This is a genomic window from Fibrobacter sp. UBA4309 (assembly GCF_002395745.1).
In the GTDB taxonomy this organism is placed as follows: domain Bacteria; phylum Fibrobacterota; class Fibrobacteria; order Fibrobacterales; family Fibrobacteraceae; genus Fibrobacter.
Genome location: NZ_DGUN01000051.1, coordinates 1 through 13,950, shown reverse-complemented (window position 1 = coordinate 13,950; position 13,950 = coordinate 1). Strand labels below are relative to the sequence as shown.

Genomic DNA, 13,950 nt, shown 5'->3' with positions numbered 1-13,950 from the left:
GTAAAGTTACTTTTTAGCGTGTGCGGCCCGGAGTTTGGGCAGGTAATCCCTATAGGAATGTTCCGTGTCCAGAGCGGCAAACCCGCCATGGATGGTAGGGGCTTTCGCCGGTTTCATGTAGTCCCCGTAGAGGGCTTTCAGTACCTGGTCGTATCCGTTCGGTACGGGCATCTGCATGTCTTCGAACGGGAGGTATTCCGTGTCGCGGTACCATTCCCTGTCTAGCTTGCGGGTGGAGACGTACTGCATGGTGCTGAACAGCCCGATCTTGGTGACGAACTTGCGCTCGTTCACCGGGTCCTTGCGCAGCTCGTCTTCGAATGTCCGGTAGGTGCCAATGAATGAATGGAACAGGTAGTGCAGTTTGAGCTTGAGCCACTTGATCCAGGTGGAGGGGGCTCCGATGCGCACCTTGTACCCGAAAGTCTTTTTCTGCAGGTAAAACTTGAGCTTGTTGATTCGTTTCAGCTTGCGGGCGATTTTTTCTTCGCTCTCGGGAATCCCGTCCATGACGAAGATGTCTACGAAAATGCTCTGGTCGAAATCGGCGAAGATGTCGTAGGGGAGGATTGCCGCGGTGCCTTCGTATCGCAGTTGCGCATGTTCCCTCGGGTACGGGGCCTTTTCGGAATAGGCCGTCTGGAAAAAGTAGGGGTGGGTGAATTCCCTGTCGGCGATGGCGAGAAGCTTGTCGTAGTCGTCGCGAAGCATCACCATGTCGATGTCGTCGTCCCAGGGGATAAAGCCGTGGTCGCGAACGCAACCAATGAGTGTCCCGCTTGCGGCCCATATCTTGAGCCCGTTCCTGTTGCACACGTCGATGAGCTTTTTCGCCATGTCCATCTGGATGGCCCATACGCGCTTCGTCTGCGCCGTCACGGTGTAACCGTTGCGGATTTCTTCTTGCATGTCCATGTTATTTGAGATTCCTCACGGACTTGCATCCGGTATAGATTTTCCGCAATAGCGCAGGTGTATGCTTGTATTTGAACAGGCGCCACAGTTTTACGTAGGGAAACACGTGGTTGAGCATATAGCTGCCCGTCACCTTGTACATGGTCGGGCTGGCGTGCATGAGCTCTGCGTCAAAGTCGACGAGCGGGCTTATGTCGCTTACGATGCAGCGCAACAAGAAGTTTCTGTAGATGCGCAACAGGTTCTTGTGGAGTCGCTCTTGCAGGTAGGCGCGGTGTATGCTGTCGGTGTCCAGCGATTCAAACGTGTGGGCCATCGCCATGCAGACCTTCATCAGCTGTGCCTGGGACTTTGCTGCGACTGCGGGGTCCATGGTCTGTCCTTCGCGTCCCCAGAGGTAGTTGTAGAGGACGATGTCGAGATACTGGAGCGTGCTCACCGAAATCATCGGTGCGAAAATCCATTCCTGGTCGGTATACGAAACCTTCTCCGTTTGTCTGTAACCGATATGGCGCAGGTTCTCCGTCTTGTACGTGACCATGTGCATTTCCATGGAAAGTTTCGGCTTGATGGCCGAAAAGGCAAGGTCCTTGCCGGCCGTGGTGTAGAAATGCGGCGTGTCCAGGACGTTCCCGTCTTCGCCCACTTTCCTGTAGTCGGTAATGACAAGGTCCACGTCGGTTCTGCCCAGGAAATCTACCAGTTTTTCGAGGCTGGCAGTATCGAAACTGTCGTCGGCATCCAGGATCTTTACGTATTTGCCGGAAGCTTCTTGGAGCCCGCGGTTGATGCACGACCCGTAATTTCCGTTTTCCTTGCTGATGACGCGGAATGTTTCCGGGTGCTGTGCCTGGAATTTCTGGGCGATGGCTTCCGAACCGTCTGTGGCGCCGTCGATGACGACGAGCGCTTCCAGGCTTTCCATTGTCTTTTCATCGGCGACCAGCGAGGACAGGCACTTTTCCAGGTACCGTTCCATGTTGTAGGTCGGGATGATTATTGTGAGCGATTTGCGCATCGGTTCGGGCCTTTGTCAATTTCGTCAAATATAATTTTTTTCTAATATGTTTGCGATGAAGAAGTTTGCAGTTAGTATTTTGGCGTTTTGCGCCGCCGCTTTTGCGTATATTCCCGGCGAATCCCGCTTTGTTTCGCTGGAAGGCGACCATGGCCTCTTTGCGAACCCGGCGGGTCTTGCCGCGTTCGATTCCTGGGGCGCGCTAGTCGATTACCAGTTCGATGACGGTATTTCCGCTTTCCGCGTCGGTGGCAATCTCGACCACTGGGGAGTTTCTTTTGACTATAGGCAGGATGGCGAGGGTTTTGACGAGTCCCGTTGGAACCTGGTCCATTCGACGGATTTGCTGAATCGCTACCTGTTCCTCGGCAGTCGTTTCACGGCTTTCAGGAGCGCCGATTTTGGCGGCACGGAGTGGATGTATTCCTTGGGGGCGATGATTCGTCCGTTCCGGAACGTGTCGCTCGGCTATTCCTGCGACAACCTGCTCTATGTGGGGCCCGAGTCCATGAAGCGGGTGCACAATGTCGGTGCGACATTGAGGCTCGGCCGCAGTTTTGGCGTAAGCTATGATCTGGAAGACTGGGAAGAGCACCGGCTCCTCCTGGAAATGGAACTGTACAACCTCCGCGTCGGTTTCAAGCTGCCTATCTATGGCGATGACGACAAGTACACGATTACGCTGTCTTCGTCCTTCGGCGGATACACGGACATGTCGGTAAAGGTCTTTGACGATTTCTTGCCTAAGGGCGGCTCCATGGGAATCCACAGGGCGCGTAATCCGCGTGCGACATTCTCGGCACAGATCGTGCGCGTCCCGCTTAACATGCAGGTTTCAGAAGTCGAAGACGAATTCGCGTTTTTCCGCAGGAATTCCATCGGCATCTTGAAGGTGCGCAACCTGTTCGAACATCTTTTTAACGACCCCTCGTGCGGCCTTGTCGTCCTCGACTTTTCGGGATACAGGGGCAACCTCGGCGTGTCTGCCGAAATCAACCGCATGGTGCAGAGGCACAAGGCTCGTGGCGGCAAGGTGGTAGCCTATCTTGACGATGTCCGTCCTTCTGTATTGCTGGCCGCATCGTCTGCCGACAGGATCGTTGTCGAGCCGTCCGCCCATTTCACGTGGCGGGGCCTTGGCGGTGGCGTCTTGTTCTACAAGGGTCTTCTGGACAAGCTTGGCGTGAAGGTGGAATTCCTGCGCCATGGGGCGTACAAGTCGGCGGTGGAACCCTACGTGGCCGATTCGATGTCTGCGGAAGCCCGCGAAAATTCGGAGACGCTCTACAAGGACCTGTGGGGCGTTCTCGAATCGAATGTCGCGAACAACCGCCGTGGCGGCGCGGCAAGCCTGGAACAGCGCAAGGCGCAGCTGGATTCGCTTGCGAATGTCCCGTTGGTGACGGCGAAGTATGCCATGCAGGCGGGGATTGTCGATACGACGCTTTATATAGACCAGGTGCCGGCATACGCGCTCAAGACGTTCTTCGACCTGGACGCCCCCTATGCGAAGTTCAGTACGTGGAAACCGGGTGAACGCCGTATGTTCAACGAAAGCTGGGCTCCCCGCGCATCGGTCGCCCTGCTCAATATCGATGGGACTATCGATGGGAAGATGGAGGCCGAGGTCAGCGAGACCTTGCGGAAATTGCCTTCTACGGATGCCCAGGCGCTGATTGTGCGCATTTCTTCGCCGGGCGGAAGCGCCATCGCCTCGGACAAGATCTGGCATGCGTTGCGGAACGTGAGCGGCCAGGGGATTCCCGTGGTGGCGAGTATCGGTAGTGTCGGGGCGTCGGGCGGCTATTACATCGCCTGCGGTGCCGATGCGATTTTTGCCGAGGACTATTCCATTGTCGGGAGTATCGGCATCTATGGAGGCAAGGTGGACTTGAGCGGGCTCCTGCAGAAGGTTGGCCTCAAGACGGAATTTGTGAAGACCCATGAACATTCGGATGCGGAATCCTTTGCGCGCCCGTGGACCGACGAAGAAAAGGCCGCCCTCCAGGATTACATGGATGACTTTTACAACCGCTTTACCGGAGTCGTCTCGAAGGCGACGGGAGTCCCGCAGGCGACGGTCGATACCGCATATGGCGGCGGTCGCGTGATGATCGGCTACAAGGCGTACGAGGCCGGGCTGGTGCATGGCCTGGGAGGCATGGATGCCGCCATCGCCGCGGCGAGGCAGATGGCCGATATCGGGGCGTCTACCGACATCGAGCTTGTCCAGCTGAATACCGATAGCGACTTTATTGTGCCGAGTCCCAGGGCTCTCCTGGATTATATTGTTGATTTTGAACAAACTAGATTCTGGGCGATTGAACCGTCTCTGCTGATGTACGAGTAGAATCCGATGCTAGAAATTGTACTTACTGTCCTTGCCTGCCTTGCGATATCGGCGTTCTGCTCCGTGACGGAAGCGTCGTTCTATAGCGTGCCGCCTTCTACGGTGGAACTCCTGCAGCGCCAGAAGAAATTTACGGCCCGGTACCTTACGCATGTGAAGGAAAACATCGACCGCTACATCGCCTCGGTGCTCGTGGTGAATACTGTCGCCAATACCGTGGGGGCTTCCCTTGCGACGGCTCTTGCCGTAAAGCGGCTTTCTTCGGCGGGAGCTATGGCGCTCCCTATTGTCTTGACGGTGCTTATCTTGCTTTTTGGCGAGATTACCCCGAAGACGCTCGGCGTGAAGCAGGCAAAGATTGCTGCCCCGCTGGTGGCAGTGCCGTTCTACTACATCACGAAGATTCTCGGCTGGACGGGCGTTATTTGGCTCTGCCTGACGCTGACTAAGCACTGGACGCACGAAAGCGAAGAAAAGAAGGACGTGAGTATCGAGGACATCAACAGCCTCGTGAGCCTTGGCCTCCGCGAAGATGTCATCGATCGCCAGCAGGCTTCCGTCATCAAGAACATCCTTTCGCTCAAGTCGGTGACGGCGCGTAAGGTCATGACGCCCCGGCAGGTCGTATTCAGCCTCCCGGCCGACAAGACCATCGGCGAGACTCTTGACGAACGCGGCAACTGGCCGTTTTCCCGCATACCGATTTACGGTGAAAAGAAGGATTCCTGGATTGGCGTGGTGCTGCGCCGTGATGCGTACAACCATCTGGCCGAAGGCAACCGCGATGTCAAACTGCGCCAGTTCATGCGTCCGCTCCAGCTCATTCCCGACAGTGTCGCCCTGGACAAGCTGTTGCTCCGGTTCCTAAAGCAGCGCAGCCACATGGTGGGCGTGGTGGACGAATTTGGCGCCATTGCCGGCATCGTGAGCCTGGAAGACGTCCTCGAAGAAATTCTCGGACGCGAAATCGTGGACGAGTACGACGAGTCCGTGAACCTGCAGGAAACGGCCCGTCGCCGTTCCAAGGCGCTCGCGTTCATGCGTCGGGAGATGAAAAACCGGAAGTAGGGCGGAATCCCGAAAAAAAACGGGGAAAAAACCGAAAAACGCAATTTTGTTCTATTAATTGCTATAATTGATATAATTGATACAACAAAAAAGTCCGTAATATGGCGGCTTTTTTTGAAAAAAGCTTTTTTTTGCCCTTGTTCGGGTCTGGAAAAACATCTATATTTGGCTCTACTTTCACGGGGCAAAGGTTGCTCCGGAAATCTTAACTAGAGGATTTACATGAAGACCATTACGGTAAACCCGAAGTCCGTCTCCCGCAAGTGGAAGCTTGTGGATGCCGCGGACAAGCCGATGGGACGCGTTGCAAGCGAAGTTGCTCGTCTCCTCATGGGCAAGCACAAGGCCATCTTCTCCCCGAACGTCGACACTGGCGACTTCGTCGTTGTTATCAACGCCGAAAAGGTTGCTGTGAGCGGCAACAAGAACCTGCAGAAGGAATACTTCCACCACACCGGTCACATCGCCGGCGAACGCTGGATCAACTTTGCCGACCTCATGGCTAAGGATCCGACCGCTCCGCTGACGGCCGCTATCTGGGGTATGCTCCCTCACAGCGCTCTCGGTCACAAGATGGTCAAGAAACTCAAAATCTTTGCTGGCGCCGAACATCCGTACGCAGCACAGAATCCCGAAGTCGTAGACTTGTAATTTAGAACGGAGGATAAATCTATCGCTACCGCAAAGAATAAGAAGATCTACCGCGGCACCGGCCGTCGCAAGAATGCCATCGCCGCTGTGATCCTGAAGCCGGGTTCCGGCAAGCGCACTATCAATGGTCGTGATTTCAAGGATTACTTCCATTCTGAAGTGCAGAACATGATCGCCAACCTTCCGTTCGCCATCCTCGGCAACGCTGAAGAATGGGACGTCGAAGTCACCGCCCGCGGCGGTGGAATCGCCGGCCAGATGGGTGCTGTCCGTCTCGGCATCGCTCGCGCTCTCGTCGCGAACAACGCCGAAGACAAGCCGGCCCTCAAGAAGGAAGGCTTGATGACTCGCGACTCTCGTGCCGTTGAACGTAAGAAGTTCGGCCGCAAGAAGGCTCGTAAGCACTTCCAGTTCAGCAAGCGCTAATCTGCGAAATTGCTTTTATGGAAAACCCTGGCTTCGCGCCGGGGTTTTTCTTTTTATTTTACAAATGAATTTGCTGTTCGTGCGTTTTGAGTTTATTTTGTTTTTGATGGAAAAGCTTGCTTTCATATTGCTCTCTTTTTTATTGTTTGTCGCTTGTAGCACAAACAGCGGTGATTCCTACATCACCACGGTCAACGAAAAAGAAAACGAGGTGCTGCTTACGGACCTTGCCGGTTTGGAATTCGCTCTGTCTTGTCGAGTGGTTGCCAAGTCGAAAAGTTGCGGAATCGTCTTCTCCGGTTTTACCTTGGAGGAGTCCCGGATTAGTGATTGCTCGCCTAATACCGGTTGCACCTATTACAAAACGATTTCTGGATTCAAGGACGCATCGCTCCTTTCCCTGCAAGTCAAGGATGAAAGTTCGGGCGAGATGAAACCATTGATTTCCTATTTCCAGGGTGAAATTGAATTCATGAAAGGCGATACCTATGTACCCTCCGTTATGAACCTCAATTGTGCAAAAGATTCTGTCAATGCGATTACGCTGGAAGGGTATTATAAAGGAGACGAATGGATTAAACGCGATACCACAATCGTCATTAAGGATACGATTTACGCCGATGCGGCTGGAAAAATCATTTTTTCTGTTTCGGATGGTAAGAAAAATCGAGCTTCCCTTTCCATTGATCTTAGCAAGGTTCTCAAGAGGATTGACTCTGCGGGCAATTGGGAGGTTGGTTCCGGTATGGTTGTTGTTGAGGCTCTGGATGTTAATTTTGAGACGAAAAATTCGCTTGATCCTTACTTGAAAGTGAGCCCGCTTCCGAATAAGTTGATTTTGTCCGGCGGTGTGAATGATAGTCCCATTGTAATCCCGGTGGTGAACGATGCAAAATAAAATTGTTACCGTTCTCCTTTCTTTGTGGCTTGCCGTTCCCGCTTTTGCAGATGGCGTGGACGCTTTCGAAAAGTTCAGTATGGGCGCCATGCTCGGCATGGGCCCGTCGTACATGACAGGTTCCGACAAAAATCTATACAGCGATAATTATTCGGCTGGCTTCGGGATATATTTTAGAATGGCGTTCCCTGTTACATCAAGGGCATCGGTACTTGCCGATATTGGTCTAGACGGAACCTTCGGTTTTGCGGGTGAATACGAATACTTGCGTCGAACGGTTGTGGACTCGGTGGAAACCTACGGTATGGAATTTACCGTGATGTGGAATGTTTTTGTGGCGGAAAACGTGTTTGTTTCGGCGGGTCCCAGTTTCAGAATCCCGCAAGTCGACGAGAAAATTGAAGTGGATGGAACCGAAGTCTTTTCGCAAGAAGAAGTGGATTACGGCAATGACCTTTGGCTAGATGCAGTGGTTGCTTTTGGATACAAGAACAATGGCGTCGAATTGGGACTCCGGACGGGTTATGAATTCTTGGGTATGTACAAGGAAACGGATAGTTACCGCAAAGTTGATATACACGAACTCCGGTTCCGCCTTTATTTTACCTACTGGTTCGGCCAGAAACGCAACTAGAAATTGTCGTCGCGGTCGAACATGTGCGTGACGAACTCGGTCACGAGCGTTACGTAAGCTTCGTCGCTGAAGATGGGCTTCTGCATCACGTCAATCGCTTCTTGAGAGAGCTTGCCGGTCTTGGCGAGTTCTGCGCCGCCCTTGCGGTATTTTTCACGCAGCATGGCAAGGCGGCGCGGGCCTCCGCGGTGGTCGAGCGCGCGCATCTGCGGGCAGGCGATAAGCGTATAGCCTTCGTGCCCGAGGATGATGTCGAACTGCTTGCGGATGGGTTCGTAGACGACGTCCAGGTCCATCCAGGCGCAGCTCGAAAGCAAGATGATCTTCTGGCCTTCCTTTTGGAACTGCAGCCCGTGCAAGTGCGAGTTCAGCGCATTCGCGCCTTCCTTAAGCTTCTGTCCCATGTAGGGGTGGACCATGCCTACAATGCGGTCCATCAGGACCTTCATCTGCCCGGGAATGCTGAACAGGAACAGCGGGAAACTCCAGATGACGATGTCCGAGTTGATGAGCTTCTCCCGCACCATCGGGATGTCGTCGTCCTTCATGAAGCAGCTTCCGTCTTCGCGGCCCCAGCAACTGAGGCAGCCCCGGCACGGTTTCACGTTCAGGCGGTCTATAAAGAGGTATTCCGTCTCGTATTCGCCGTTTTCTTCGATTCCCTGCACAAAGGCCTTGGTCGGGATGAGCGTCCCGCTGCGTTCGTTTTTGGGGCTCGCGACCATTACGAGTATTTTCTTCTTTTCAGGCATGGACACAAATTTAGAATTTTTCTATCTTTTGGCGCGCTTGGGCAATTTCGCCTAAGTGAAACCAATCACCGGCTTGCGAGAGTCGCTTCGGTGGCGCGGTCCACACCCCTAGGTTCGGGCTTCGCTTCGCGGCTTATTTGCATGCCGGGTAGAACTAACCGAAAGGAATACATTATGGCAAATCTGCCTTCCGTTGAAGACCTGCTCGCTGCAGGCTCCCACTTTGGTCACCAGACTCAGCGCTGGAACCCGAAAATGAAACCCTACATCTTGGCTGAAAAGAACGGCATCTACGTTCTCAACCTGTCCAAGACCCGTGACCTCCTCGAAGAAGCTGCCAAGGCCGCTGCCAAGATTTCCGAATCCGGCAAGACCGTGCTCTTCGTCGGCACCAAGCCGACTGCCCGCCAGTGCGTGCTCGACGCTGCCGCGACCTGCAACCAGTTCTCCGTCACCAACCGCTGGCTCGGTGGTATGCTCACGAACTTCCAGACTGTCCGCAAGTCCATCAAGAAGATCGACAAGATCGACGCCATGGAACAGGACGGTACCTTCCAGGCCCTCTCCAAGAAGGAAGTTCTCGACAAGAACCGTGAACGCGAAAAGCTGCTCGGCGTGTTCGGCGGCATCCGTGAAATGGTGAACCTTCCGGGTCTCCTGGTCGTGACCGACCTCGCCCACGAAAAGATTGCCGTGGCCGAAGCCCGTCGCCTCCACATTCCTATCATCGGCATCTGCGACACGAACGTCGACCCGACTCTCGTGGACTATCCGATTCCGGCCAACGACGACGCCGTGAAGTCCATCAAGCTCATTGTGGACTACATCGCTGCCAACGTCAAGGCCCGTTCCACTGACAAGAAGGCTTCCAAGGAAGAAGCTAAGAAGTTCGATAACGGCGAGGACAAGTAATATGCAGATTACCGCTTCCCTCGTTAACGAACTCCGCCAGAAGACTGGCGTGGGCATGATGCAGTGCAAGAAGGCCCTCGTCGAAACTGATGGCGACATGGACAAGGCCATCGAGCTCCTGCGCAAGCAGGGTGCTGCCGTTGCTGCCAAGCGTGCCGACAAGGCCGCCAAGGAAGGCCGCATCTACCTCATCGAAACCGCCGACAAGGCTGCCGCATTCGAACTCTCCTGCGAGACCGAACCGGTGTCCAACAACGACGACTTCGTGGCTCTCGCCGCTCTCGCCGTCAAGGCTGTCGAAACTCAGGCCATCGCTTCTGTCGATGACTTGAAGAACGCCGTCGTCGATGGCGTCAAGGTTGGCGACCGTCTCCAGGACGTGCTCGTGAAGATCCAGGAAAACATCGACTTCCGCAAGTTCGCCGAGCTCAAGAAGGTTCCGAACTCCGTGTTCGGTGTGTACAGCCACATGAAGGGCAAGATCGGTGTGATTACCGAACTCGCTTACGAAGGCTCTGCCGACGAAGCCGCCCTTAAGGCTGCCGCCAAGGACATCGCCATGCAGGCTGCCGCTTTCGCTCCGGTCGCCCTGAACGATGCTTCCGTTCCGGCCGAAACGATCGAAAAGGAAAAGGAAATTGCCAAGGCCCAGATCGAAGCCTCCGGCAAGCAGACCAAGCCTGAGTTCATGCAGCGCCAGATCGATGGCCGCGTGGCTAAGGTCCTCAAGGAAATCGTTCTCGAAGACCAGGAATTCTTCATGTCCGAAAAGAACCCGAAGAAGCTCAGCGTCAAGGACTACCTCCAGGAAGTCGTCGCCAAGCAGCTCGGTCTTGCAAGCCTGAAGGTTGTGAACTTCATCCGCTTCGAACGCGGTAACTAAGAGGTTTTGGGCGATGAGCTATGAGGTCGGGCCTTCGGCCCTTTGAGCAAATAGCTTATCGTGTCATCCTGAGCGCGACAGCGCGAAGGATCCAGACCGTAAATTGAATTGGTCGCTCCCTCGCGGGGCGGCCAGTTTTTTATATTCCATCAAAAGGTTATACAGTGGTAAAATGAATCAGTTTGATTACCTCATCGTCGGTTCGGGCTTGTTCGGGGCGACTTTTGCCTACCGTGCCACCAAGGCGGGCAAGAAATGTCTCGTTATCGATAAGCGCGAACACCTGGGCGGCAACGTCTACTGTGAAAACGTTGAAGGCATCAATGTCCACAAGTATGGGGCTCATATTTTCCATACCAACAACAAGCAGGTGTGGGATTTCGTGAACTCGATCGTGGAGTTCAACCGCTATACGAATAGCCCTGTTGCCAACTACAAGGGCAAGCTCTATAACTTGCCGTTCAACATGAACACGTTCTACCAGATGTGGGGCGTGACGACTCCTGCCGAAGCCAGTGCAAAAATTGAGGAGCAAAAAGCGGAGGCGGTCGCGGCGTTGGGCCATCGCGAACCCGCAAACCTCGAAGAACAGGCGCTTTCGCTTGTGGGCAAGGATATCTTCGAAAAACTCATCAAGGAGTATACCGAAAAACAATGGGGGCGCAGCTGTAAGGATTTGCCTGCGTTTATCATCAAGCGTCTGCCGGTCCGCTTTGTGTACGACAACAATTATTTCAACGACAAGTACCAGGGAATTCCCGTTGGCGGTTACAATAAGCTTGTCGACGGATTGCTGCGGGGCGTCGAGTGCCGTACCGGAGTCGATTTCTTTACGGACTACAAGAAAAACTGGCGCCATGTGGCGGACAAGCTCGTCTATACAGGAGCCCTTGACGAATATTTCGACTATAGGCTCGGGCGGCTGGATTGGCGCACGGTCAGCTTCAAGACGCGCGTAGAAGATTTCCCGAATTTCCAGGGGAACGCTGTTGTCAACTACACCTCGCATGACCAACCGTACACGCGCATTATCGAGCACAAGCATTTCGAAATGTTTGGCCAGGCCGTCTATGACTGTCCCAAGACGGTCATTTCCGAAGAGTATTCTACGGAATACAAGATTGGGATGGAACCCTATTATCCTGTAAACGACGACCGCAATAATTCCCTGGCCGAAGAATATCGCAAACTGGTTGCGGACGAAAAGGATGTCCTTTTCGGGGGCCGCCTGGGACAGTACAGGTATTATGACATGGCGCCTGTGATCGAGCAGGTGTTGAACATCAAGGATATTTAGTTATGAAAGGTCTTGGCTTTTTGTTCGTCGGCGCAGTCGCGCTCTTGGCGGCCTGCGATGGGTCAGTTTCATCGCGGACACAGGAACTGGAATCACAGGAAGAAGCGGAGGAACTTTCTTCGTCAGAAGAGCTTGCGGTGAGTTCGTCTTCGCAAGAAACGCCTGGCAGTTCTTCGTCGGAAGAGCCGGTAACTAGCTCCTCGTCAGAAGACCAGCTTCCTTTTGATACCGCCGGTGCCACATTTGAAATATATGGCTATGAACACTATGCCGAAAATGAGCCGGAGTATGGCGAGAATACAAAGAATGTCGTATCTGGCGAACAGAAAAACTATTCATCGTGCTATGTGAAAGAAGTGCCGAACGGAGAAGTGGGCGTCACCTATATGGCGACGGGTTACTGGATGGATTGGGTGCTTATTGCCCATGAGGACTCCCTCCTGTTTTCCGATGTGCAGAATTGTTCCACTTATGTCTGGGGCGATTGCCGCGAAGACGAGTATGCCTATACGAAAAAAATTACGGTCGGTGGAGATGTCTTTTACTATGGCGAGTTTGAAAAAATCCTGATGCTGGTCCAGCTGACGGATTCGACTGTTTCCGTGTGGCAAAAAAGGAATCCCAGTTACACGGTGCAGCCCCAGGTGGATACAAGCTTGCATACCGGATGGAAAAAGAGCTATTTCGAAAATGATTCCCTGGTGACGTTTGTCGGTGACGATTCCAGTTCGGCTTATGTCGACACCATTTTCATCGAGAAATACAATGTGAAAATAACGGGCTCCCAAAGTACATGGATCTTTAAAAACGAGACCTGTACAACCAAGGGCTACGAAAGCGCTTCTGACGCCACACCGGAAGAATCGTGCAAGGGTTATGGAAAGTATCATAACGATGCCATCAAGTGCATCCAGCGCAATATGGGCGTCTCGTCGGATGTCTTCCCGAGACTTTGCCGCCCTCTAGGAGTGGCAAGCCAATATTCGGGTGTCTGGTGTATCTTGGATAAAGAGAAAGAAGACTTGTAAAAAAGAAATTGCCCCGACTCAAACGAGCCGGGGCAATTTCTTTTCGCGTTTCAGTAGGCGGCGTAGCCGCGATTATTCACTAATCACTAGCCACTAACCACTTACCACTTCTTACGCCTGCTTGTAGCTTTCCATCGCGGCGCCGTCGAGGCTCTTCACGAAGTTGTAGTGCTTTGCGACTTCGGCTTCGGCGAGGTTCAAGTACACCTTCATGCTCTTGTCGAACAGTTCAGGTGCCTTGGTGGCGTCGCGGAGCATGAGTTGGCTCATCACGCAGTTGGCGGCGAGTTCGTAGAGGTGACGGCTGCAAAGGTCGGTGAACTCGTTGTTCTCGACGGACTTCACGAATTCCACAGCTTCGTTGTACTTGGCGTCCATGGCCTTTGCGCGGGCCTTGAGTGCTTCGTATTCCGGGCGCACATCCTGGGCTTCGAATTCTTCGAGCATCTGGCTGTAAGTACCGGTGGTCACGTGCGGGAGAGCGGCAACCGTCTGCAACTGCGTCGTACCTTCGTAAATCGAAGTGATACGGGCGTCGCGGTACAGGCGCTGGCAAGCGTATTCGAGCATGTAGCCCGAACCGCCGTGAACCTGGATACAGTCGTAGCTGTTCTGGTTTGCGTATTCGGAGTTCATGCCCTTTGCAAGCGGCGTGCAAGCGGAAGCGAGCTTCTGGTAGAGCTTGAGTTCTGCCTTCTCCTCGTCGGTGAGCTTGCGGGTGCGCTCGATGTCCTCGAGGCCCTTGTAGATATCTACATAGCGGGCTGTCTGGTACAGGAGAGCGCGGCCTGCGTCGAGGCGAGCCTTGATGTTGGAAATCATCTCGTAGACGGCCGGGAAGTTCACGATAGCCTGACCGAACTGCTTACGGTCCTTGGCGTAGGCGAGAGCTTCGTTGTAAGCCATCTGGCTGATGCCCACGGACTGTGCGGCAATGCCGAGGCGTGCACCGTTCATGAGGGCCATCACGTACTTGATGAGACCGAACTTACGGCGGCCGCAGAGTTCAGCCTTCGCGTTCTTGTAGACAAGTTCGCAGGTCGGGCTTCCGTGGATGCCGAGCTTGTTCTCGATGCGGCGCACGTTCACGCCGCCGTCGCGCTTGTCGTAGATGAACA

Annotated in this window: 14 protein-coding genes; 10 read left to right on the top strand and 4 right to left on the bottom strand. The window is 53.9% G+C overall.

All coding sequences use genetic code 11. The features are described 5' to 3' along the window. Positions 1 to 6: 6 nt before the first annotated feature. Both B3M32_RS07300 and B3M32_RS07295 read right to left on the bottom strand, forming a co-directional pair. The gene (locus B3M32_RS07300) at positions 7 to 915 is read right to left on the bottom strand and encodes a LicD family protein (RefSeq protein WP_290744703.1); all 909 of its coding nucleotides are present in this window, start codon (positions 913 to 915) and stop codon (positions 7 to 9) included. Between the two features lies 1 nt (position 916). Next, positions 917 to 1,933, bottom strand: a complete 1,017-nt coding sequence (locus B3M32_RS07295; protein WP_290744701.1) for a glycosyltransferase family 2 protein — start codon at positions 1,931 to 1,933, stop codon at positions 917 to 919. Positions 1,934 to 1,988: 55 nt separating this feature from the next. Between B3M32_RS07295 and sppA the strand changes: the two genes are divergently transcribed. The 6 genes from sppA to B3M32_RS07265 all read left to right on the top strand — a co-directional run bounded on the left by sppA (position 1,989) and on the right by B3M32_RS07265 (position 7,960). Next, positions 1,989 to 4,283 (top strand): signal peptide peptidase SppA, encoded by a 2,295-nt coding sequence (gene sppA / locus B3M32_RS07290; RefSeq protein ID WP_290744699.1) that lies wholly within the window; start codon positions 1,989 to 1,991, stop codon positions 4,281 to 4,283. 6 nt (positions 4,284 to 4,289) lie between these two features. Then, positions 4,290 to 5,351, top strand: coding sequence for a hemolysin family protein (locus tag B3M32_RS07285; RefSeq protein WP_290744697.1), 1,062 nt, complete (start codon positions 4,290 to 4,292; stop codon positions 5,349 to 5,351). 222 nt (positions 5,352 to 5,573) lie between these two features. Further along, positions 5,574 to 6,002, top strand: coding sequence for a 50S ribosomal protein L13 (gene rplM, locus B3M32_RS07280; protein ID WP_290744695.1), 429 nt, complete (start codon positions 5,574 to 5,576; stop codon positions 6,000 to 6,002). Between the two features lie 21 nt (positions 6,003 to 6,023). Further along, positions 6,024 to 6,428, top strand: a complete 405-nt coding sequence (rpsI, locus tag B3M32_RS07275) for a 30S ribosomal protein S9 (RefSeq protein ID WP_173447304.1) — start codon at positions 6,024 to 6,026, stop codon at positions 6,426 to 6,428. A 64-nt stretch (positions 6,429 to 6,492) separates the two neighbouring features. Further along, the gene (locus B3M32_RS07270) at positions 6,493 to 7,326 is read left to right on the top strand and encodes a hypothetical protein (protein WP_290744693.1); all 834 of its coding nucleotides are present in this window, start codon (positions 6,493 to 6,495) and stop codon (positions 7,324 to 7,326) included. Next, positions 7,316 to 7,960 (top strand): hypothetical protein, encoded by a 645-nt coding sequence (locus B3M32_RS07265; protein ID WP_290744691.1) that lies wholly within the window; start codon positions 7,316 to 7,318, stop codon positions 7,958 to 7,960. The genes B3M32_RS07270 and B3M32_RS07265 overlap by 11 nt, the downstream gene beginning before the upstream one ends. Here the strand turns inward: B3M32_RS07265 and B3M32_RS07260 are convergent. Beyond that, a complete protein-coding gene (locus B3M32_RS07260) occupies positions 7,957 to 8,712 on the bottom strand; it encodes a flavodoxin family protein (protein WP_290744689.1) in 756 nt (251 codons plus the stop codon). The genes B3M32_RS07265 and B3M32_RS07260 overlap by 4 nt on opposite strands. A gap of 174 nt (positions 8,713 to 8,886) precedes the next feature. On the opposite strand from B3M32_RS07260, the gene rpsB reads away from it, so the two are divergent. From rpsB to B3M32_RS07240, 4 genes are all read left to right on the top strand, one after another. Beyond that, positions 8,887 to 9,624 carry a 30S ribosomal protein S2 gene (rpsB, locus tag B3M32_RS07255; RefSeq protein ID WP_290744686.1) on the top strand — a complete coding sequence of 246 codons (738 nt, stop codon included), beginning with the start codon at positions 8,887 to 8,889 and terminating at the stop codon, positions 9,622 to 9,624. A 1-nt stretch (position 9,625) separates the two neighbouring features. Further along, positions 9,626 to 10,507: a translation elongation factor Ts gene (gene tsf, locus B3M32_RS07250; RefSeq protein WP_290744684.1), complete on the top strand. Its 882-nt coding sequence runs from the start codon at positions 9,626 to 9,628 to the stop codon at positions 10,505 to 10,507. Positions 10,508 to 10,679: 172 nt separating this feature from the next. Continuing rightward, positions 10,680 to 11,804 carry a UDP-galactopyranose mutase gene (glf, locus tag B3M32_RS07245; RefSeq protein WP_290744682.1) on the top strand — a complete coding sequence of 375 codons (1,125 nt, stop codon included), beginning with the start codon at positions 10,680 to 10,682 and terminating at the stop codon, positions 11,802 to 11,804. A 2-nt stretch (positions 11,805 to 11,806) separates the two neighbouring features. Next, complete coding sequence (locus B3M32_RS07240; protein WP_290744680.1) at positions 11,807 to 12,832, top strand: hypothetical protein; 1,026 nt, start codon at positions 11,807 to 11,809, stop codon at positions 12,830 to 12,832. A gap of 111 nt (positions 12,833 to 12,943) precedes the next feature. Here B3M32_RS07240 and B3M32_RS07235 read toward each other — a convergent pair. Next, the coding region (locus B3M32_RS07235; protein WP_290744678.1) for an acyl-CoA dehydrogenase family protein at positions 12,944 to 13,950 on the bottom strand (1,007 nt) is incomplete at its 5' end.